Annotated in this window: 14 protein-coding genes and 1 tRNA gene; 10 read left to right on the top strand and 5 right to left on the bottom strand. The window is 57.1% G+C overall.

The genetic code is table 11. The features are described from left to right. The first annotated feature begins 10 nt into the window (after positions 1–10). The 7 genes from D2E25_RS07715 to D2E25_RS07685 all read left to right on the top strand — a co-directional run bounded on the left by D2E25_RS07715 (position 11) and on the right by D2E25_RS07685 (position 11,973). Complete coding sequence (locus D2E25_RS07715) at positions 11–4,267, top strand: InlB B-repeat-containing protein (protein ID WP_125981487.1); 4,257 nt, start codon at positions 11–13, stop codon at positions 4,265–4,267. Between the two features lie 277 nt (positions 4,268–4,544). Continuing rightward, a tRNA-Gly gene (locus D2E25_RS07710) sits at positions 4,545–4,618 on the top strand. A gap of 45 nt (positions 4,619–4,663) precedes the next feature. Continuing rightward, entirely contained in the window at positions 4,664–5,341 is a 678-nt protein-coding gene (locus D2E25_RS07705) for a hypothetical protein (RefSeq protein ID WP_125981485.1), read from the top strand. 173 nt (positions 5,342–5,514) lie between these two features. Continuing rightward, positions 5,515–5,784, top strand: a complete 270-nt coding sequence (gene rpsO / locus D2E25_RS07700) for a 30S ribosomal protein S15 (protein ID WP_125981483.1) — start codon at positions 5,515–5,517, stop codon at positions 5,782–5,784. A gap of 307 nt (positions 5,785–6,091) precedes the next feature. Next, on the top strand, positions 6,092–8,827 hold the full coding sequence (locus tag D2E25_RS07695; protein ID WP_125981480.1) for a polyribonucleotide nucleotidyltransferase: 2,736 nt from the start codon (positions 6,092–6,094) through the stop codon (positions 8,825–8,827). A gap of 268 nt (positions 8,828–9,095) precedes the next feature. Beyond that, positions 9,096–9,662: a LemA family protein gene (locus D2E25_RS07690; RefSeq protein ID WP_125981478.1), complete on the top strand. Its 567-nt coding sequence runs from the start codon at positions 9,096–9,098 to the stop codon at positions 9,660–9,662. A gap of 82 nt (positions 9,663–9,744) precedes the next feature. Beyond that, positions 9,745–11,973: a DUF2207 domain-containing protein gene (locus D2E25_RS07685; protein WP_125981475.1), complete on the top strand. Its 2,229-nt coding sequence runs from the start codon at positions 9,745–9,747 to the stop codon at positions 11,971–11,973. Between the two features lie 114 nt (positions 11,974–12,087). Here D2E25_RS07685 and nrdF read toward each other — a convergent pair whose 3' ends face one another. The 4 genes from nrdF to D2E25_RS07665 all read right to left on the bottom strand — a co-directional run bounded on the left by nrdF (position 12,088) and on the right by D2E25_RS07665 (position 16,858). Further along, a complete protein-coding gene (gene nrdF / locus D2E25_RS07680; RefSeq protein WP_125981472.1) occupies positions 12,088–13,080 on the bottom strand; it encodes a class 1b ribonucleoside-diphosphate reductase subunit beta in 993 nt (330 codons plus the stop codon). A 580-nt stretch (positions 13,081–13,660) separates the two neighbouring features. Next, entirely contained in the window at positions 13,661–15,856 is a 2,196-nt protein-coding gene (gene nrdE, locus D2E25_RS07675; RefSeq protein ID WP_125981470.1) for a class 1b ribonucleoside-diphosphate reductase subunit alpha, read from the bottom strand. Positions 15,857–15,992: 136 nt separating this feature from the next. Continuing rightward, positions 15,993–16,490 carry a class Ib ribonucleoside-diphosphate reductase assembly flavoprotein NrdI gene (nrdI, locus tag D2E25_RS07670; protein ID WP_125981533.1) on the bottom strand — a complete coding sequence of 166 codons (498 nt, stop codon included), beginning with the start codon at positions 16,488–16,490 and terminating at the stop codon, positions 15,993–15,995. A gap of 107 nt (positions 16,491–16,597) precedes the next feature. After that, positions 16,598–16,858 carry a glutaredoxin family protein gene (locus D2E25_RS07665; RefSeq protein ID WP_125981468.1) on the bottom strand — a complete coding sequence of 87 codons (261 nt, stop codon included), beginning with the start codon at positions 16,856–16,858 and terminating at the stop codon, positions 16,598–16,600. A gap of 339 nt (positions 16,859–17,197) precedes the next feature. Between D2E25_RS07665 and D2E25_RS07660 the strand changes: the two genes are divergently transcribed. Then, positions 17,198–18,064 (top strand): aldo/keto reductase, encoded by an 867-nt coding sequence (locus D2E25_RS07660; protein ID WP_125981466.1) that lies wholly within the window; start codon positions 17,198–17,200, stop codon positions 18,062–18,064. Positions 18,065–18,273: 209 nt separating this feature from the next. On the opposite strand, the gene D2E25_RS07655 is transcribed toward D2E25_RS07660, so the two are convergent. Then, positions 18,274–19,851, bottom strand: coding sequence for an aminotransferase-like domain-containing protein (locus D2E25_RS07655; protein WP_125981464.1), 1,578 nt, complete (start codon positions 19,849–19,851; stop codon positions 18,274–18,276). A 255-nt stretch (positions 19,852–20,106) separates the two neighbouring features. Here D2E25_RS07655 and D2E25_RS07650 point away from each other — a divergent pair, with 255 nt between their 5' ends. Then, positions 20,107–20,796: a LysE/ArgO family amino acid transporter gene (locus D2E25_RS07650; RefSeq protein WP_125981461.1), complete on the top strand. Its 690-nt coding sequence runs from the start codon at positions 20,107–20,109 to the stop codon at positions 20,794–20,796. Positions 20,797–20,921: 125 nt separating this feature from the next. After that, positions 20,922–22,538 carry a peptidase U32 family protein gene (locus D2E25_RS07645; RefSeq protein ID WP_206430759.1) on the top strand — a complete coding sequence of 539 codons (1,617 nt, stop codon included), beginning with the start codon at positions 20,922–20,924 and terminating at the stop codon, positions 22,536–22,538. Positions 22,539–22,655: the final 117 nt, after the last annotated feature.

The following is a 22,655-nucleotide window of genomic DNA, read 5'->3' as shown; positions in this document are numbered from 1 at the left end:
ATTGCTTGGTATGGCAATGATGTTCGGTGCAACCGTTGCCACAACACACACCGCGCTCGCTGACAAGACCGACGCGAGCGAATACGCCACGCAAGCTGCGCAGAGCGGTACGAAGGACGTCACCGTCATCGCATTCCAGCAGTCGTGGAACACGATCGCCAAGGAATGCAAGGCCACCTACGGCCCTGAAGGTGTCGGCTACGTGCAAATCTCCCCGCCGGAGGAATCCATACAGGGCGCCCAGTGGTGGACCGTCTACCAGCCGATCAGCTATTCGCTCAACTCGCGCTTCGGCACTGAAGACGAGCTGAAGAACATGATCCAGACGTGCAACGACGCCGGCGTGCAGATCATCGCCGACGTGGTCCTCAACCACACGTCCGGCCACGACGTCTCCTGGGTTGATAACCAGTACGGTGTCGCCGGCACTGCCTACAACGGCACCTACGGCCGCTACCCGGGCATCGGCATCTACCAGTATGAGGAAAGCGGCAACAACCACCAGTATGGTCTCGCCTCTGGTGATTTCCACTCCTGCCGCACCAACATCGCGGACTACACGAACGCGACCGAAGTGCAGGAATGCCGCCTATCAACGATGTGGGATATCAACACTGGTTCCAGCCGCGTGCAGAACATTCAGGCCGAATACCTCGCTAAACTGTGGAAGCTCGGCGTGCGCGGCTTCCGTATCGACTCTGCGAAGCACATCAGCACTGACGATCTGAAAGCCATTAAGGCCAAGCTCGCGGAGAAGATCGGCAAGTCCGCAGCTGACATCCCGTTCCAGCAGGAGGTCATCTACCATCAGGGTGAGGCTGCAGAACTCGCGCCGAAGAACTACACAGTCAACGGCGATGTCACCGAGTTCTCCTACTCGTACCAGTTGCGCCAGTATTTCAACGGCAATATCAGCAATCTGAAGAACATCTCCAACGGCCTGCTGCCGGGCGACAAAGCCACCGTGTTCGTATCCAACTGGGATACTGCGCGCGGCTCCGAAACGCTGACTGTCAATTCTGGCTCGAAGTACGAGCTCGCCAACGCGTTTATGCTCGCCTACGATTACGGCAAGCCGAAGGTTATGTCCGACTACTACTTCTCGTCGTCCAACTCCGACGCCGGCCCGGACGGCACTACTGATACCAGTACGCCGGATGTTGACTTCGACACGGTGTGCAAGACGAGCGGCACGCACGAGCAGGGCCAATGGCTGTGCCAGCAGCGTTGGGCCTCCGTGCGCGGCATGATCGGCTTCCACAACGCGGTCGCTGGCACTACGGTCGGCCGTTGGCAAGACAACGGCGCTAACAACATCGGCTTTGCTCGCCAGACCGCTGACGGCCAGGACGTCGGCTTCATGGCGATCAACAACACGCTGCAAGAGCACGACGAAACGTACACGACGAATCTGCCGAACGGCACATATTGCGACGTGTACTCGTCTGGCACTACCTGCAACCAAGTCGTAGTGAAGGACGGCAAGTTCACTGTGACGATGGGCAAGCGCTCCGCCGTCGCGATCGTTGCCAACAAGACGCCTGACACGTGGGGTAGCGGCTATCAGACTGCTGACTCCGGCTTCGACGATCAGGTCAACACCGACCGCATCGGCGACGGCTCGACCACGATCTACTACAAGCCGAAGCCCGACTGGGGTGACGATGTGTACATCCAGTACGCGTCCGGCAGCAACCTGCTCAACGGCACTCCGGTCAAGCTGACGCCGGTGGCCAAGGTCGACGGCGAGGACGGCTCGTGCGCGGCCGCCGAAGGCTGGTACGAGATCACCATCAAGGACGTCACGTCGAAGCGGCTCAGGTATCGCTTCACCAACGACCCGAACGGCAGCGACACCGCGGAATGGGATTACCGTAACGGGTATTCCACCGAGGGCGGCAACAAGCCGTACGAGAACGCGGTCGGCACCGCCATCACCGCGGTCGAGAACCACGGCAAGACGATCGGCGTGCCGTTTGTGTGCGTGGCCTCGTCCAAGACGTCGTTCACCGTGCACTTCAAGGCGTCGGGCGAGAACTCCGAACAGCAGGCCGCGACCGGCGTGGTCGTGTGGGGCACGGACGTGTTCGGCAAGACGCTGAAGAAGAAGTACTACAAGTTCGATGCGACCGGCGACTCGTACGGCAAGCGCATGACCGCGGCCATCTCCGGCGACTTCACCACGCTGAGCTACCGCATCGTCGGCTCGAAGTCCACTGACGCGGCGGCGGTGAACGGCACCGGCGACTACACTGCGTCCGTCATCGACAAGACGGAAGGCAATGTGACCGCCAAGGTGCGCGGCTCGATCGAGGCATGGGCCGACGGCTCCACCAACGAGTCGTACGACTCGTCCGAGGAATCGCGTCACCCGGCCGAAGTGCCGACGCCGAACGACATCAAGAACCCGAAGAAGCTCAACGTGATCGTGCACTACATGCGCGCCGACGGCAACTATCAGGAATACAACCTCGACTCCGACACGTGGAACGGCTGGGATCTGTGGACGTGGTCCGGTGAGCAGTCCGGCTCTCCGGTGGCGTTCACCGACCACGACGACTACGGCATGATCGCCCGCTACACGCTCGACCAGCCGACCAAGGGCAACCGTACGCCCGAGTTCGTGCTCAGGCAGGGCGGCGACTCGTGGACGGCCAAGGATCCGGACGGCAACGATCGTCTGATTCCGGAGTCCGCGATTCAGGTCAAGGCCGGTCAGACGGACGAAGGCACTGCCGAAATCTGGTTGGTCAGCGGCGATCCGACGATCTACACGCACCGTCCGGCCGTGGTCGGCGTGACGTTCGAGACGCGGTTCAACTGGAACGTCAGTGCGCAGTCCGTAGTGGTCGGCGGCGTGGTGCAGTCGATCGCCGAGAACCAGGTGCCGAAGCGCGAAGGCTACATCCTCACCGGTTGGACGACCGACGAGGACGGCCAGAACGACTTCGAGATCGGCAAGACGCCGGTGACCGGTCGACTCAAGCTGTGGGCCAAGTACAAGCAAGGCAAGATCGTGCGGTTCAACACCGGCTTTGACTGGAACATCAGCTCGCAGACCGTGGAGCCTGGCGGCACGGTGTCGAATATTGCCGACAACCAGAACCCGGCTGGTCATCGCGAAGGCTATGAGCTGCTCGGCTGGAGCACGGTGGTCGAAGGCGCCGCTGAACCGAACTTCACGCTGGGTAAGGATGGCACGTCCGTGGATGATGACACTGCCGACCTCACGCTGTACGCGGTGTGGAAGCAGATCACGCACACGGTGACGTTCGTGACCGGCGGCGGTTCGGCGGTGGATCCGCAGACCGTGGCGTACGGCAAGACGGTGACCGAGCCGGCCAAGCCGACGCGTGATGGTTACGACTTCGTGAGCTGGGTGACGGACGGCGAGGACGGCAACACCCCGTACGTGTTCGACACCCCGGTGAAGAGCGATCTGACGCTGTACGCGAAGTGGACGAAGTCCGGCACGACCATGCACTTGGTGACGTTGCATCGCAACGATGGCACCGGTACCGGCGACACCACCGCGTACGTGCCGGGCGGCACGACCATGTCCTCGCCTGAGATGACGCGCGACGGGTATCGTCTGAAGGGCTGGAGCATGTCTGCGGACGGCTCGGGCGAACTGGTCGACTTCGACAAGACCGTCGTGAACGACGATCTCGAGCTGTACGCGCAGTGGGTGAAGGTCTGGACGGTTTCGTTCGACCTCAACTACGAGGGCGCGCCGGCCGACGGTGCTGATGGTTCCGTGGCTTCGCAGACCGTGGACGATGGCGGATACGCCAAGGCTCCTACGCCTGAGCCGAAGCGTGACGGTTACGAGTTCGAAGGCTGGTACACGGACAAGGATCTGACGGTGCCGTTCGTGTTCGGCCTGAGCGGCTCGTCCGATGGTGCGACTGGCGATGCCACGCCGACCGCGGTGACGGACGACACCACGCTGTACGCGAAGTGGATCAAGGGCCGGAAGTGGACGATCTACTTCAACTACAACGACGGCGAGGAAGGCCACGTGTTCGCCACGCAGACCGTATCCGACGGCGACTACCTGACCAAGCCGAAGACCAAGCCGACGCGTGAGGGCTACACCTTCCAAGGCTGGACGACCGTGCGGAACGATGCCCTTGCGGGTTACGACGGCAACACCTTTAAGGGTGGCAGCGCCTTCGGATTCGACGCCAACGGCAAGAGCCTGATCCCGATCGACCGCGATGGCACGCTCTACGCCCTGTGGTCTAAAAACACCACCACAAAGTGAAGAGGTGAATCAACAAACAGATAAGTAGATAAAGAAACACGAACGGCAGCGAATACTCTCCCATTCGCTGCCGTTTTCATATATTTCGCAAGGTCTCATGATGGGTGCGGTAGCCTTGGCCCCCTCGGCTGAGGGGGCTCCCGGCGTAGCCGGGTGGGGGAGCGTCGGACAACCGGACGGTCAAATACCGTATGCAATATCACCCCAAATGGAACAATGAGTTGCCAAAAACCAGCGCCTGTGTATAATGGCTCAAGTCGCCAAAAGCGACACCTTCGCGGATGTAGCTCAATGGTAGAGCCTCAGTCTTCCAAACTGATTACGCGGGTTCGATTCCCGTCATCCGCTCCATTAACGTCTAATGGTCTGACGGTATCGGTATCGCGAGGCAGGGGCATGGCGGACGAAACCACGAATAATGAAGCCACGGAAATCGTCAACGGACATCCAGAAATTGTCGACGTATCCAAACACCCCGATCCCTCCATTCCAGAAACTGATCTATCGCTCGCTGATATCGAACGCAAAAGTTCCAAACCAGTACCGTGGATTATCTACGTAACCGCGCTGCTCATCGCAATCATTGCACCCTACTGGTTCGGGCGTTCGCTCGCCGTACAGCACACCGCATGGCTCATCAGCCAACTCAACATGTTCACCCCGCGCGGTGTCGTCTTCATCTCGTGGACAGTCACCCTCGCCATGTTCACTGGCCTCGGGCTTGCTGTAGTCGAATCAAAAAGCTGGCTGTGGCGCATTATCTTTCTCATCGGCCTTGCTGCAGAACAATTCATCGCCGGACTATGCTTGCTCAAACTCGACTTCTGGTATTCCACATACGTCGTCTTCGGCGACTCAGCAATGCTTGCCAATGCAGCCAACCTCGGTATTATCGCCGCCGGATTCGCTGTAGCCGTGTACGCAGTTGTTTTCGTTGGATTACTGGTTGTTATCAAAAAGAATTCACCACTGAACGTACTAACGCGCAGCTGGGCATCATTCATCCTGTTTTTCGCCATCGAACTCATCGCACTGCTTATCGTCATGTTCGGCGGGCTGCTCACCGCAGTCTAACTATCAAGTCACGCGGCATACCATCGCGCGCAAGCGTACGCGTGCGGATGGGTATACCGGGTGGATAGTCCAGCAGGCCGCGTATAGTATCCCCTTGGCGTGTTTCGCCCGCGGATAGAGAGCGCACCGGTATAGTGCCGTGTGCACCGCGCAGCAATAGCAAGGAGGATGCCGTGGCACTTACGGCTGAAGAAAAGCAGGAAATCATCACCAAGTACGCGACGCACGAAGGCGACACGGGTTCCCCCGAGGTCCAGGTCGCTCTGCTCACCAAGCGCATCGCTGACCTGACCGAGCACCTCAAGGAGCACAAGCACGATCACCACTCCCGTCGTGGTCTGCTGCTGATGGTCGGTGACCGTCGTCGTATGCTTGACTACCTCAAGCGCGTGGACATCAACCGCTACCGCTCCCTGATCGAACGCCTCGGTCTGCGTCGATAATCGAGCTTTCCGCCCGGGCAACTATTGCTCGGGCGTTTTGCATATATATCGGCGTCTGATCAGACGGACGAGGCCGGGAGAGCCGGCCGCAGATGGATGGTATTGCGCATTCGCGGATGGAATGCTGATCGCGTAAGGATCGCGATCTGACAAAAATGAAGTGAAGAATCTGGAACGAGGAGCGCGGCCCAAGGTGAAAGGCCGCTCGAAACGGGCTGGCTGAGGAGGATTTCAGCCGCCCACGAGATGCATGCAGCTCATTAGGTACAGATAGATAGCAGGAAATAAAACAAAAAGGAGGAACCCTATGGAGGGTCCCGAAATCAAGGCCACAGAGGCCGTAATCGACAATGGTTCGTTTGGTAAGCGCACGCTGCGCTTCGAAACGGGCCGCCTCGCACAGCAGGCAGACGGTGCTGTCGCCGCCTACCTTGACGACGATTCAATGATCTTGTCCACCACCACCGCCGGCTCCAGCCCGAAGGAAAACTACGACTTCTTCCCGCTGACCGTTGACGTGGAAGAAAAAATGTACGCTGCCGGTAAGATCCCGGGCTCGTTCTTCCGCCGTGAAGGCCGCCCGAGCTCCGAAGCCATTCTGGCATGCCGTATCATCGACCGCCCGCTGCGCCCGCTGTTCCCGCACACGCTGCGCAACGAAGTGCAGGTTGTGGAAACCGTGCTCTCCATCAACCCGGACGACGCATACGATGTCATCGCACTGAACGCAGCCTCCGCTTCTACGCTGATCTCCGGCCTGCCGTTCGGTGGCCCGGTCTCCGGTGTGCGCCTGGCCCTCATCGACGGCCAGTGGGTCGCCTTCCCGCGTTGGAGCGAGCGTGAACGCGCTGTGTTCGAAATCGTGGTGGCTGGCCGCGTCATCGAAAACGGTGATGTCGCCATCGCTATGATCGAAGCTGGCGCTGGCAAGAACGCTTGGCACCTCATCTATGACGAGGGCCAGACCAAGCCGGACGAGACCGTTGTTGCTCAGGGCCTCGAAGCTGCTAAGCCGTTCATCAAGACGATCTGCGAAGCACAGAACGAACTCAAGAAGATCGCTGCCAAGGAAACCAAGGAATTCCAGCTCTTCCCGGAGTACACCGACGAACTGTACAAGCGTATCGACGAGATCGCTCACGAAGACCTCAACGGTGCACTGTCCATCGCAGAAAAGCTGCCGCGCCAGGATCGCATTCACGAAATCAAGGAACACGTGCGCGAAGTACTCGCCAACGAGTTCACCGACATGGACGACGCTGAGAAGGATAAGGAACTCGGCAACGCGTTCAAGGAACTGCAGCGTCAGATTGTGCGCCGCCGCATCCTCACCGAAGACTACCGCATTGACGGCCGTGGTCTGCGCGACATTCGTACCCTGTCTGCTGAAGTAGACATCGTGCCGCGCGTGCACGGTTCCGCCCTCTTCCAGCGCGGCGAAACCCAGATCCTGGGCGTTACCACGCTGAACATGCTCAAGATGGAACAGCAGATCGACGCGCTGAGCGGCCCGCAGTCCAAGCGTTACATGCACAACTACGAGATGCCGCCGTACTCCACTGGTGAGACCGGCCGCGTCGGCTCCCCGAAGCGCCGCGAAATCGGCCATGGTGCCCTCGCAGAGAAGGCTCTCGTGCCGGTGCTGCCGAGCCGCGAAGAGTTCCCATACGCGATTCGTCAGGTCTCCGAAGCCATCGGTTCCAACGGTTCCACCTCGATGGGTTCCGTGTGTGCTTCGACCTTGTCGCTGCTCGCCGCTGGCGTGCCGCTGAAGGCTCCGGTTGCTGGTATCGCTATGGGCCTTGTGTCCGGCGATGTGGACGGCAAGCACATCTACAAGACGCTGACTGATATTTTGGGCGCTGAAGACGCGTTCGGCGACATGGACTTCAAGGTCGCTGGTACCTCCGAGTTCATCACCGCCCTGCAGCTCGATACCAAGCTCGACGGTATTCCGGCCGACATTCTCGCCGCCGCACTGCAGCAGGCACACGAGGCTCGCACTACGATCCTCGAAGTCATCAACGAGTGCATCGACGGTCCGGCTGAGATGAGCGAATATGCTCCGCGCATCATCACCACCACCATTCCGGTAGAGAAGATCGGCGAAGTCATTGGCCCGAAGGGCAAGATGATCAACCAGATCCAGGAAGACACCGGTGCTGAAATCGCCATCGAAGATGACGGTACCGTGTTCATCTCCTCCGAAGGCGGCGAAGCTGCTGAAAAGGCAAAGCAGATCATCGACTCTATCGCCAATCCGCACGTGCCGGAAGCTGGCGAAACCTACAGCGGCAAGGTTGTGAAGACCACGAGCTTTGGCGCATTCGTAAACCTGACCCCGGGCACCGACGGTCTGCTGCACATTTCGCAGATCCGCAACCTCGCCAACGGTGAGCGCATCGACGCTGTTGAAGACGTGCTCAAGGAAGGCGACACTGTCGAGGTCGTTGTACAGGGTGTTGACGATCGCGGCAAGATCAGCCTCGCCATTCCGGGCTTCGAAGACCAGGATTCCGGCGCTGGCCGTGGCGGTCGCGGTGGTGACCGTGGCGAGCGTGGCGGTGACCGCGCTGACCGTGGCGATCGTGATGATCGTCGTGGTGGCCGTGGCGGTCGCGGTGGCCGTCGTTCCGATCGCGATGATCGTGATGATCGCCGTAGCGATCGCGACTACGATGATCGCCCGCGTCGTTCCTCTCGCCGTGACGATGACGATTATGATGATCGTCCGCGTCGTGCTCGTCGTTCCGCTGACCGTGACTATGACGATCGTGATGATCGCCGTGACGACCGCCGCGATGACCGCGATTATGATGATCGTCCGCGTCGTGCTCGTCGTTCCGCTGACCGCGACTACGATGATCGCGATGACCGTGATGATCGTCGCGATGATCGTCCGCGTCGCTCCTCTCGCCGCGACGACCGCAACCCGCGCTACGCCGCTGACGAAAACTACGACGAGTACCGCGCTGGCCGCGAAGAGCGTACCGAGCGCCCGCGCCGCCGCGTGCGTCGCGACTTTGATCCGTTCGAGGACTAATCGTCCTCTCACGGATTAAATTCTGACTAATAAAGAGCCTCTCATGCAGCATGAGAGGCTCTTTACATATGCGGGTGCGGCAGCCTCGGCTCCCTCGGTTGAGGGAGCTGGCGCGCGTAGCGCGACTGAGGGAGCGTCACCACATTAATCGCAACCACTCTGCAATCGCGTCCACAATTCCCCCATACACGCCGACCCACAAGCAGTATCCATACATGCTGAAACAATGAACACAACAATTAACCGCGAAGGGGCAAAGGAGCGGAGCATGGTGGCGATCATTATCGGAGTAATTGTGCTCATCATCGTAGGCGCAGTAGCGTGGGCAATAGGCGCTTACAACGGACTAGTCACACTACGCAATCGTGTCAAAAACGGTTGGGCACAGATCGACGTGCAGCTCAAACAGCGTTCCGATCTGATTCCAAACCTTGTAGAAACCGTTAAAGGCTACGCAGGTCACGAATCTGAAGTACTCACTCAAGTAACCGCCGCCCGCGCCGGCGTCGTCCAATCCGCAGCGAATGGCGATGTCGCCCAGCGCATGGCCGCTGAAAACCAGCTCACTCGCGCACTGTTCAACTTGCAAGCCACTGCGGAAGCATACCCGCAGCTGCAAGCCAACCAGAACTTCATGGACTTGCAAGCACAGCTCAAAACGCTCGAATCAAAAATCGCATACGCGCGCCAGTTCTACAACGATGTGGTCCTCAAATACAACACGCAAACCGAAGTATTCCCAAGCAATATCATCGCTGGCATGTTCCACTTCGAACAAGCGCAATACTTCCAGGTTGACGATACTGCTCGCGAAGCGCCACAAGTGCACTTCTAACTGGTGCTCAACAACCAGCAGCAGCCGCGCATAGGCAGCATGCGCACATCATAGACAGACCCGTGAGGGGGAGGGGACGTCGATGAACGTCAAACGACTTGTACGAGCAATAGTTATTGCAGCTATCGCAGCTCTCGCTACCACGCTGATCGTCATTCTGCCAATTGGACTCTTCGGCTCGGGCAGTAATCCAGTTGCCAGCTATCGCAGTCTTGACTACGACGTCCAAGTACAACGCGACGGTAATCTACGCATCACGCAACATATTGACCTGCATTTGCGCGACCGATCTGACGATAACGGTGACAATCCATATAAGCAGGTGTATCAGCGTTACCAGCTCAGCCCATCAAACCTGACCGCCATCACCGACATATCCGTCACTAACGCCACAACCGGTGAACGCTACGAGCAAGGCGAACCGCAGATTTCCACGGGAATTACCGACAGTCGTTGGAATAGCGAATATGCAAGGCACTGGTATATCGGCCAAGTTGATTACAACGATGACCTCACCGCATACGACGATTCCCAGCCGGCTACCTCCAATACCATGGTGGAAATCGGCTGGAACATTCCCGCCACCAAGTCAGCAAACAGCCTCAAATTCGATGTGAGCATGACGTTCAAAGGCGTATCCACCGCGTACGACGATCTCGTCACCTTCCAATGGGAGCCAGTCAACGACTCCAATCCCATGCCCATCGGCACACTCACCGGCACCGTGCACTTCCCCAAAGGCGTGACTGCCAAGAATTCCGTAGCATGGATGCACTATGAAGGCACCTCTGAAACATCACGCGGCGACAATGGAACACTACAATTCAGCGCATACGATGTGCGCGCCGGCCAGTATCTCGACATTGTTGCCGGATTCGACGCTTCAGCCGCACCCGAAACCGTCCGCCGTGAAACCGGTGATATTAAAGATCATCTTGTCGCTGACGAAACTCGGCAAGAAACCGAATGGCGTAACAAGCAGCGTACGCGCGCACAAGTCATCACCATCGCATGGCTGGCAATCGCTGCTGCCACTATCGCGTTGTTTGCTATAGGCTTCCTCGCAGCACGACGCAACGTCAAGAATTCCACATACCACGGCGATATCGACTACTGGCGTGAACCGCCAGAACTCAGCCCTGCTTCAGCAGCAAAACTTATCGGCGTACTCGACAAGTCAGGCGGATTTGCTGTCGACTCGCGGCAAATGTCAGCTACCATCCTGTCACTCGCCTCCAAACACGCCATCGCGATCTACCCCGGTCCATCCGCGCTGTATCGCGGAATCGACATGAGCCAAGCCAATAACGCGCAGCTCGCTGCCATGATCGGAGCCGATCAAACGCGCGTTAACGCGACTGCAGGAACCAACACCATAGTGATCATGCCAGTGTGCTCGGCGAACCGGCAATCATTGAACTTAAGCGAATCCGAGGATGCTGCACTCCACCTGCTCGAAACTATTTCCCGGCGTATTGGCTCGCCAGTATTTGACTTCGCACAAATGAAAGCCGCGTGCAAACGCTGGGAAGACGGATACAAAGAGCTCAGACGGTTCACCAACGCGTGCGCTAACGAATTCGCCATGACCGCAGCCACCCGATCTGCTGGCGGAGTGCCAGTAGCCTCCGGTACGCTACTGATCATGCTCGCTTTAGCCGGCATCATCTTCAACCTTGCGACCGGTTACCCGCTTATGGCCTTCTTTGAAGGCTCAATCCCACTGTTCTTGAGTTTGATCATACTCATCTACACCACGTACACCGTGCTCACCGACCCCGTTGGGCAGCAGCTCGCCGGACAAGTGCTCGGATTGAAACGCTACATGGAAGACTTCAGCAACTTCACCGATCGTGGTGTCGCCGACCTCACCTTATGGGATCGCTACCTCGTGTACGCGGCCGCATTCGGTATCTCCGACAAAGCACTCGAACAGCTCGCCAAAGCATACCCACAAGTGGCCGACCCGCAATGGCTCGACGACAACGCCTCCGATTCGATACTGTATTGGAATTACCGGCCCTACGGGTGGCGCCACCACTATCACGACCATTACGGCAACGATTACGGCCACAACGGCCCATTCGGCGGCAACAACACTGTCCCCAGCTTCGACGCTGCAGACTTCTCCGCCAACTTCGGTGACCTCGGTGCACAAATCAGCTCCGGTTTTGCAGACATTCGATCCACAATCCAAGCCGCTGCGCCATCATCCTCATCATCCGGCGGTTCAGGTGGCAGCTTCTCCGGCGGAGGCGGCTTCGGCGGCTCATCCGGCGGCTCCGGCGGCGGCTCCTTCGGCGTACGCTAAACAACGCGACTATCACGTAACTATCACAGCGGCCCTGTGCGCTCAACGGTATACCGATAAGCACACAGGGCCGCATTGTATGTTGAAGCTATTGAAGCTGCACTATCTGAGTAATTAGAAATCCCAATCCTCGTCGTCAGTTTCTTGAGTCTTACCCATCACATAAGAACTGCCCGCACCAGAGAAGAAATCATGATTCTCATCAGCGTTAGGGGAGAGCGCCGCCAAAATCGCCGGATTCACATCGCACGCTTCCGCCGGGAACAAAGCCGGGTAGCCGAGATTCATCAACGCCTTATTACCGTTGTAGCGCAAGAACTTTTCCACATCGTCAGTCAAACCAACACGCTCATACAGCGACTCGGTGTAATCCACTTCATTGTCATACAACTCGTTAAGCAGATCATACGTGTATTCACGCAGCTCCTCACGCTCAGCATCAGTCAGCAGTGCAATACCCTTCTGATACTTGTAACCAATGTAATAACCGTGCACAGCCTCATCGCGAATAATCAAACGAATCACATCAGCAGTATTCGTCAACTTTGCGTGCGCAGAGAAATACATCGGCAGGTAGAAGCCAGAGTAGAACAGGAACGATTCCAGCAGCGTCGAAGCAACCTTACGCTTATACGGATTATCGCCCTCATAGTAGTCGAGCACAATCTGCGCCTTCTTCTGCAAGAACTCATTGTTCTCACTCCAATCAAAAGCAGCATCAATTTCACTCGTCGAGCACAATGTCGAGAAAATACTCGAATAGCTTTTCGCGTGCACCGATTCCATGAACGCAATATTCGTATACACAGCCTCCTCATGCGGAGTAAGCGCATCCGGAATCAAACTCACTGCGCCAACCGTGCCCTGAATCGTATCAAGCAGCGTCAAGCCAGTGAACACGTGCATCGTCAGCGTGTGCTCATCCTCGCTCATAGACTGCCAGCTGGGAATATCGTTAGAAACCGGAACGCGCTCCGGCAGCCAAAAATTACCAGTAAGACGATCCCAAACCTCAAGATCCTTTTCATCTTCAAGCTTGTTCCAATTAATCGCGCTCACACGATCGATAAGCTTCAGGGGTTTGCGCGGAATAGAAATCGGTGCCATGAGTGAGTTCCTTTGTGTGAGTTGTTGTGTGGATGATGAGTAGTACAGGTGTTGTATTGGTGTTGCTATCAGCGTGAGTTGCCCGTGTGGCCGCGGATTCTGCCGGCATATATTGCTCGACACACTCAAGGCCGTTCGGCCAAGCCTACGGTCGAGCAATATATGCCGGCAGAATCCGCTCCGTTTGCCTTGACAGTTCTTTTTTCTATTGCTTACTCGGCGATGTGCTCGGAGGTGCTGGGATTAGCGCGGTCAACGAACTCCTCAGGGGCGGTGAGGCGGAGGAGGAAGCGATACACGGTTTTCGACATTTGAGTTCCTTTGCGGTTGTTTCATTGACGAGGTGAAGTTGCGTTGATTGTGGTGACGCTCCCCCAGTCGCGCTACGCGCGCCTCTCAGCCGAGGGGGCCGAGGCTAGGTGGTTTTTGCGGAGCGGTGGAGGGGTGGGGTGTGTTGCGAGACCGTAAAGACTTGGCCTGAGCGGCCCGGAGCGTGTCGAGCGACACACCCCACCCCTCCAACGCGGCAGTGGGATCGGAACGTAGCAGTGAGGGCGTCACCTCATTAGCGTGTGAAGGACTAGAGCATGCAGGAGACGCAGCCTTGGACTTCGGTGCCTTCTAGGGCTTGTTGGCGGATGCGAATGTAGTACAAGGTTTTAATGCCCTTGCGCCACGCGTAGATCTGCGCTTTGTTTACGTCGCGTGTGGTCGCAGTGTCCGGGAAGAACAAGGTGAGCGAAAGTCCCTGATCGACATGCTGCGTTGCTTCAGCGTACGTGTCAACAATAGCCTTCCAGCCGATTTCGTACGCGTCGCGATAATACTCAAGATTGTCGTTCGTCATGTACGCGGCCGGATAGTAGACGCGGCCGATTTTGCCTTCCTTACGGATTTCAATCTTGGAAGCAATCGGGTGAATCGACGACGTGCTGTGATTAATGTATGAGATCGAGCCGGTGGGCGGTACCGCTTGCAGGTTCTGGTTGTAAATACCATCACGCAGGATCGCATCGCGCAATGCAGCCCAGTCTTCGGCGGTCGGAATCGCAATGCCATACTGTGCGAACAGGGCGCGTACGCGTTCGGTGCGCGGGGTCAGCGAGCGGCGGCCATCCGTGTACTTGTCGAAATAGTTCCCCTGGCCGGCTGGCTTCGCGTAAGCAGAACGTTCGAAGCCGACGAATGCGTGTCCGCGCTCAACTGCGAGATCATGCGAAGCACGGTACGCATGGTAGGCGACGGTCATGAAGTACATGTCGGTGAAGTCGAGCGCTTCCTCACTGCCGTACTGGATGCGCTCGTGGGCGAGGAAGCCGTGCAGGTTCATTTGGCCGAGGCCGATCGCGTGGCCTTCTTCGTTGGCACGGCGAATAGACGGTACGGCGTTGATGCTGGTGTGTTCTGCGACGGCGGTAAGCGCGCGGATAGCAGTTTCAACCGTGGCGCCAAGATCGCCGTCCATGGCTTTCGCAATGTTGAGCGAGCCGAGGTTGCAGGAGATGTCGCGGCCAACGTGCGCGTAGCTCAAATCCTCGTTGTATGCGCTCGGCTCTTGCACTTGGAGGATTTCCGAGCACAGGTTCGACATGATGACGCGGCCGTCGATCGGGTTTGCGCGGTTAACGGTGTCTTCGAACACAATGTATGGGTAGCCGGATTCGAATTGCAGTTCGGCGAGCGTGGTGAAGAATTGGCGGGCGTCAATATAGGTTTTGCGAATACGCTCGTCAGCAACCATGTCATCGTAATGTTCGGTGACGGAAATGTCGGCGAATGGTTTGCCGTAGACGCGTTCAACATCGTAGGGGCTAAACAGTGCCATTTTTGCTTTCTGCTTGGCCAGTTCGAACGTGATGTCTGGTACAACAACGCCAAGGGCAAGCGATTTGATGCGGATTTTCTCGTCCGCGTTCTCGCGCTTGGTGTCAAGGAATCGCAGAATATCAGGGTGGTGAGCGTTCAAATACACTGCGCCTGCGCCTTGACGCGCGCCCAACTGGTTCGCGTAGGAGAATGAGTCTTCGAGCAGTTTCATGACGGGGATGACACCGCTCGACTGGTTTTCGATGTGCTTGATCGGCGCGCCCAGCTCGCGCAGATTGCTCAACAGAAGGGCGACGCCGCCGCCACGCTTAGACAGCTGCAATGCTGCATTAATGCCGCGTGAAATCGACTCCATATTGTCTTCGATACGTACCAGGAAGCAGCTGACCGGCTCGCCGCGCTGCGCTTTACCAAGATTCAAGAACGTTGGCGTAGCAGGCTGGAAGCGACCGGAAAGCATTTCTTCCAAGTAGCGTTCAGCAGCCTGCTCGTCGCCAGCTGCCAAGTCGAGTGCGACCGCGACACAACGCTGCGGGAAGCTCTCAAGATAATGCTTGCCATCAAAGCTTTTCAGCGCATACGACGTATAGAACTTGAAAGCGCCAAGGAACGTGCCGAATTCAAAACCGGAAGACTCTGCCCGCTCATAGAAACGGTCAAGGAATTCAGGCGTGTAACGTTCAAATACGGTTGGATCGTAGTATTTGCCATCAATGAGCTGGCGCAGGCGCTCCGCAGTGGACGCGAAAGTCACGGTGTTGGCGGCAACATGGCCGGTCACGTATTCGCGTTCGGCGGCCTTATCTTTGTCAAACTGGATAAGCCCGTTCGCATCGTACAAGTTGAGCATTGCGTTGAGCGCGTGATAGTCGTGCGCAGGGTCTTGACGCTCGGCATCAGTGTCGGCGGTGCGGTCAAGCGGCAGGCCGGTATTGCTGAAATCGGTCATAATAATCCTCAATAATCGTTGAAAACAGTTGAAACGAGTACAAAAAGGGCGCACTGAACTCTGCCGGTGGGGTAGCCGGCATGCAATCAGTCAGTGAGTGGTGTGGTGCTTCTAGGTGACCTAGGCGGCCTAACTGTCAGGCGCCGGCGCGCTCGCGGAAGAATTTGACGAGACCATCGCGCACCTTGCGCGTATCTTCACGCGTACCCATCAGCTCGAAGCGGTACAAGAACGGCACGTGGCATTTGGCTGCGATAATATCGCCGGCTGCACAATAAGCGGAGCCAAAATTCGTGTTGCCGGAGGCGATCACTCCGCGAATCCACGCGCGATTGGCTGGGTTGTTAAGGAACCGCTTGACTTGCATTGGTACCGCTTTGCGCGCGTCGCCACCGCCGTATGTTGGCACCATCAGCACATATGGTTCGCGCACATTGAGTGCGGGAGCGCCGGGCTTGAGCGGAATGCGGTACACGTTGATACCGCGCTCGCCCAACGCACAGCTGCTCACAAAACGGGCAGTGTTCTCCGAGGCAGAGGAGAAGTATACGAGCGCGCCGATAGTTTCCGTGCGCGCTGCTGTTTCAGGCTCGCTTGGGCGCGTATTGTCAGCAGTTGGCGTGGTCTGGCCCATGAGCGGCACGGATTTTGGCCGATCGGATGCGTTGGCTGCGGTTGGTGCCGGGCTGAGCGGTGACGCGCTGATATGCAAGGCTTTCTTCGTGCTGGCTGATGTATCGGTCATGCGAGCACCGGTTGTGCCTGGGCGGTGGCGCGCGCCTTGGCCAGCGCACGAATCAAATCCGGGCGGTAACCGGTCCATGAGGAATCAGGCGTAATCACCACGGGAGCCTGCTGGAATCCGGCTGCCTGCAACTGTTCGAGCGTGGAGGGGTTCTCGGAAAGATCGACCGTTTCGAAGTCAACGCCCAGCTTGGTGAGCTGTCGCTTGGTCGCGTCGCACTGAGGGCAGTACGGTTTGGTGAACACGGTGACAGTCATGATCGCTCCCCTTGAAGTATTGGTTTGGCGCTGCGGTAGCGCCCCTCGCGATTGGCAAGATTACATGGATGTGGAGCACAGTCAAGAACACTATTGGTTGTGTCGCGCACGCATTGCTGACACTAGATATAGTGTTTCGTTGATTTTCTGCGGTTGCTGGGCGATGGGCGCAATCGAAGAAGCTGCGTGAATGTGGCGATAGTCACAATATGGCTGTGGCAACGCGTTGTGGCGCGTCGCTGGGTGGCGGCGCGTGGGGGTCGTATCGTGGTGTATGGAGCAATCTGCGTGGATGCCACTGTGCGTGCGCGCGCGGAACATTACAACAAAGGAGCGTTTATGACTCTGCTGCACCGCAATCTCGGCCCGTTCAACACCACCGCTGTGGGCCACGGTGAAATGCCGCTGACTATCGAAAATAATCGCGGTCATGATGTTGGTATCGAAACGCTGCACGCGTCGCTTGACGCTGGCTGCCGTCACATTGATACCGCGTGGGCGTACTACACGCCTGGCGAAGAAGAGCAGACTGGTGAAAAGCTCGTGCGCGAAGCCCTAGAGACATGGAAGGGGCCGCGCGAAGAAGTGCTGGTTGCCACCAAGATTGGTTTGCGCCGCGCGTGGGAAGATGGCAAGCCGGTGTGGCCGCGTGATGGCAAGCCGGAACACCTGCTGCGCTACGGCAAGGAGTCTGCGATGGCGCTCGGTGTGGACACGATCGACCTGCTGTACATGCACCGTCACGATCCGGAAGTGCCGTACAACGAGTCCATTGAAGCGTTGAAGCAGCTTGTTGATGAGGGCGTGGCACAGTACGCGGGCGTTTCCAATGTGACGATTGAGCAGCTGGACATTGCGCGCGGCATTTTGGGTGACAAGCTGATCGCTGTGCAGAACCAGTATTCGCCGATTCACTTGGATACGCAGGACACGTTGGATTATTGCGCCAAGCTCGGTCTCGCGTTCGTGTGCTGGAGTCCGCTCGGCGGCTACCGCCACCCGTATGACGAATCGAAGTTCGACCCATTCCGTGAGGTTGCGGCCAAGCATGGTGTGTCTTACCAGCAGGTAGTGCTCGCGTGGGAGCTTGCTAAGGGTGACCACATGTTTGTGATTCCTGGCGCGCATCGCCCTGAAACGATTCTCGATTCGCTCAAGGCTGGCGAGCTTGAGCTTGACGACGAGGATTTCGCTAAGCTCGGCTGATTGCCTATAGGTTTGCAGGTTATACAACCATAATCCGTTTACTCCGTTTACATGGTGTAGGGATTTGCGCATGGTGTAGGGATTGGGGTGTGGCAGGTTTTGCGAAAACCTTGGAATTGCGCCATTTTGCATCCCTACACCATGTATGAGTCCCTACACCATGTGTAGATCCCTACACCATGGGAGGGGTGCTTTTGGGGGCGTGCAGTTTATGCAGCGATTGTGCGAACGATGGCAGCCAATATGTTTGCCGCTCGTGCGAATTCTTCAGGCGTGATGTACGAGTAGCTCAAACGTAAGGAATTATCACTTTCAAAATCGTAAATATCGCCTGGATTGAGTAGTACGCCATGGTCTAAGGCCAGTTGGAAGAGTCGTCCGATCTTTACTGGCTGGTCGAACGTGAGCCAAATATAGAATCCTCCTTGCGGCACCGTCCAGTGCGCCATCCCGCTGAATAAGTGTTCCAATGTTTCGATAGCAGCGTCGTGGCGTCGCTTCAACTCGCGCTTCAACGTAACCAGGTACTCGTCGTAGAGTCCGCTGGTTAAGAATCGCGCGTACACCCACTGGCTGAGCACGCTCGCGCCGTAATCCATTTGCATTTTCACATCAGCGAGTCGATGCACAATCGAACGATCAGCCACAATCCAACCGATGCGCAGTCCGGGCGCGAGCGCTTTCGACGCGCTACCAAGCGTAATAACCATGCCGGTTTGATCGAGCGACTTCAGCGGCGTGGGGGAGACTGCGGTGCTGGAATTCGCGCTGGAACTGCCGTTGGTGCTCGCGCTACCGAAATACAAATCTTGATATGCGCCGTCTTCGATAATTGGCAAACGATTCGCTACGCAACAATCGATAAGCGTGTGGCGTCGCGACTCCGACATGGTGATGCCAGTGGGATTGTGATTCGTGGGAATCGTATACAGCACCGCATTGTTAGTTGTGTGGCGTGTGGTTAACGAAGGTAGTGCGGGTGGAGTAGTGATATCGCTGGTGCCCGGTGCACTATTGCCGCCTTGCAACAGGGATTGCAATGCGGTGACGTCGAGTCCTTCGCTATCCATTGGTACGCCGGCGAGTTTCATCCCCGCGGATTGAAACACTTGCAGTGATTTGATATAGCTCGGCGCCTCCGCTATCACTGTCGAGCCTGCTGATAGCAAACTTACTGAAATCATTTGCAGTGCTTGTAAAGCGCCAGAGGTAATCAAAATTTGTTCCGGAGTGCAGTTGATGCCGGTAGCGCACATGTGTGCGGCGATCGCTTCGCGCAACATTGGCATTCCCTCGGGGGCTGGGTATCCGATTGCGTCAATTTCTGCTGCTGCTTCGCCGGCTATGCGCTGCCACATTGCGCGTGGAAACAGTCGTGGGTCAAGTTCGCCAGTGCCAAGTCGTGTAATACCATGCGCAAACTCCATGCGATTAATGGTTTGAATGGTTGCATTATTCGCGCGGAAAAATCCTGACGACACGTAGTCGGCCCAATCGGGGGCGCCCGGCAACATCAGTGACCATGTGTTGCTGACAATGCGCGTGCCGGCACCATGTAATCCTTCGACAATGCCATAGTCGGCAAGCTCGGTGATTGCTGCGATCACCGTAGAGCGATTCACGCCGAATGCCTCGGCTAGTGCGCGCTGTGAAGGCAGTCGTGAGCCGATTGGCCATGTGCCAGACGAGATTTGGCGGCACATATAGTCCACGATTTGCTCAGTGACTGGCGTAGCCGCGTTGCGATTGGGCTTCCAGCTAATAGTGATGGGGGTAGTGCGTGGCATATGCGGCTCGATTCGGTGGAATGTGTAATTGCGTTTGGTTGGGGCTACTACTACATATTTGGCTGGTTGATGACTGGTGTCACATTCGTAGAATACATGGAGGATGTGATGAAATCAGTGGTTTTACCTAGGTTTTTCCAGGTGACGCTAATTTGATTTGGCTGATTTGGTTGGGTGACTGTTATCCAACCAAACTGAATTGGCTGAGTGATACTGCAAATGCCAGCTGGCTGAGCGGCGTGGAGGAGAGTAAATATGGGGTTCTACCTGCAAGGGCTCACAATGGGTTTGGCATATATCGCGCCGATTGGTATGCAGAACCTCTTCGTGATCAACTCCGCGCTCACTCGTACGCGTCGTAACGCACTGATTACTGCGCTGATTGTCATCTGCTTCGACATGGCATTGTCGCTGTCCTGCTTCTTCGGCGTGGGCGCGCTTATGCAGTCGCACCCTTGGCTCGAAACCATTGTGCTTGGGCTTGGCGGCCTAGTAGTAGTGAAAATCGGCATGGGATTAGTGCTGCCGAAGCGTCGCAAGAATACTTCTCAAACCGACCTGGCAACGTCGTCTCCGACTACAGCACCGTCTCCATCTGCGGCGGCAACTGTATCCACCCCTGCCAAGCGCCTCGGCTTGCGCGGTCTGCTTGACACGATCGGCACCGCCTGCGCCGTCACCTGGTTTAACCCGCAAGCCATTATCGACGGCACGCTCATGCTCGGCGCGTTCAGTGCAACGCTCAGCGCGCAACAATCAACCCCGTTTATTACCGGCGTCGAAACTGCATCCATACTGTGGTTCCTGACCATTACACTGCTGGTCAACGCGTTTGCACACAAGTTCAGCCCACGCATTATCGACGTGCTCAACCGCGTGTGCGGCGGCGTCATCACCCTCTACGGCATTAAGCTTCTCGCTGATTTCGCGCTTGCCGTACTGTAAGCCGCCGCCGCGCCCCTGAAGCCGTACTGGCGCTCGACTACACTGGTCTGGTGCTTATTGACGAATCGACTGTTTCCATGACTGTGAACCCTACCCCAACAGCTTCGGCCGCTGCGGCTCATGAGATTGTTCTGCCGCGTCGCCGCAAGCCAGAAGTACTCGCGCCTGCAGGTAATTTGCGTGGGTTAAAAGCCGCGGTCGATTACGGCGCGGACGCCGTATACTGCGGTGGTAAAGCGTTTGGCATGCGCTCTGCTCCGAAAAACCTCAGCCTTGCCGACTTTGAAGAAGGCGCACGATATGCTCACGAGCGTGGTGCTCGCGTATACGTGACGCTCAATGTGTTGCCGCGCAATAACGAAGTTGAAGCAATGCGCGAATACATTGGCCAGCTCAAAGACACGGGCATTGACGCAATGATCGTCACTGATATCGGTGTCATGATGATGGCACACCAAATCGCTCCTAACGTGGAACTGCATGTTTCCACGCAGGCTGGCGTCACTAACTATGGCGCTGCACAAGCACTGTACGAGTTCGGTGCTCGACGTGTTGTGCTTGCTCGCGAAATGGATTTGCAAGCGGTACGCGATATTCGCGCGCGTATTCCCGACGATATGGATATTGAATGCTTTGTGCACGGTGCTATGTGCATGGCATTCTCTGGCCGCTGCCTGTTTTCGAACTATCTGACCGGCCGCGATGGTAATCATGGCGAATGTGCACAGCCCTGCCGCTGGAAGTATTCGATTGTGGAAGAGAAGCGCCCCGGCCAATATTTCCCCATCGAACAAACCTCGGAAGGTGCATACCTGTTTAACTCGCAGGATATGAATATGCTGCCGCATATCGCTGATCTGATTGACTCGGGTGCGACAAGCCTCAAGATTGAAGGCCGCTCCAAGTCTGCGTATTACATTGCGGCGATGACCAACGCGTACAAGATTGCTGTGGATGAGTATATGGTGCAACGCGGTTTTGAGGATCGCTCTGGCGCGGTGTTGCAGCCATTCCATGATCGCGTGATTCGCGAAGGCGACCCGGATTACGAGGCGTCGATTACGGCAGCGCCGGATGCAATCGAGCGTCATGCTGATCAAGCATTCGCTGGCATGCCCGGTGGTGATATGGGGCTCGAATTCGGTGGTGATACTCAGTCATCCGTTGAAAAGCCGGCTGTTGTTGAAGATGCGGCGGCTCGGTCTGCTGGCGGCGCTCAACTTGATAATCTGAGCTATCGCGCTCGTAGCGCTCGTCGTAAGTCGAATACTGCTCAGGAAGTGCTGCCCGAGGGTTGGTATCATGCCAAAGTTCGCCCGGCGGATCCGATCACATTGCCCGAGTGGCTGCTGGAAGAGCCGGATAAGGTTGCGCACCGCGATTATTCCACGGGCTTCTACTATCCCGAGCATAAGGTGACGCAGAACACCAATCGTTCCGCGTACTTCCGCTCGTGGCTGGTGGTTGGCGAAGTGCTCAGCTGGAGCCCGGAAGAGGGCGGGCGCGTCACGATTATGAGCCGCAACAAGATCGAAGCTGGCCAAGAGGTTGAATTCTTGCTGCCAGGTCGCGAGCCGCTGGCGTACACGGTGCCCGGTGGTGGCTTCCGCGATGCTGATGGTCAGTGGGTTGAGTCGATCAATAACCCCGCCCATGTGTTCTCGATGCCATGTCCGCACGAGGTGCCGGTGAACGCTGCAATCCGTTCGCGCACAAAGCAGGCGACCCTCAAGGCTGCCTAGCTCTCAATCTGCCTGACCCTGGACTCTCTCTAGGCGCTTTTTTAGGCGCTTCTCTGTGTAAGTGTGCATATTCGGACTATTCGCACCGTTGTGTGCATATTCGGACTATTTGAATAC

It is taken from the genome of Bifidobacterium goeldii, assembly GCF_003951095.1.
GTDB lineage: Bacteria > Actinomycetota > Actinomycetes > Actinomycetales > Bifidobacteriaceae > Bifidobacterium > Bifidobacterium goeldii.
The sequence above is the reverse complement of the archived record's forward strand: the minus strand, read 5'-3'. Positions and strand labels throughout refer to the sequence as shown.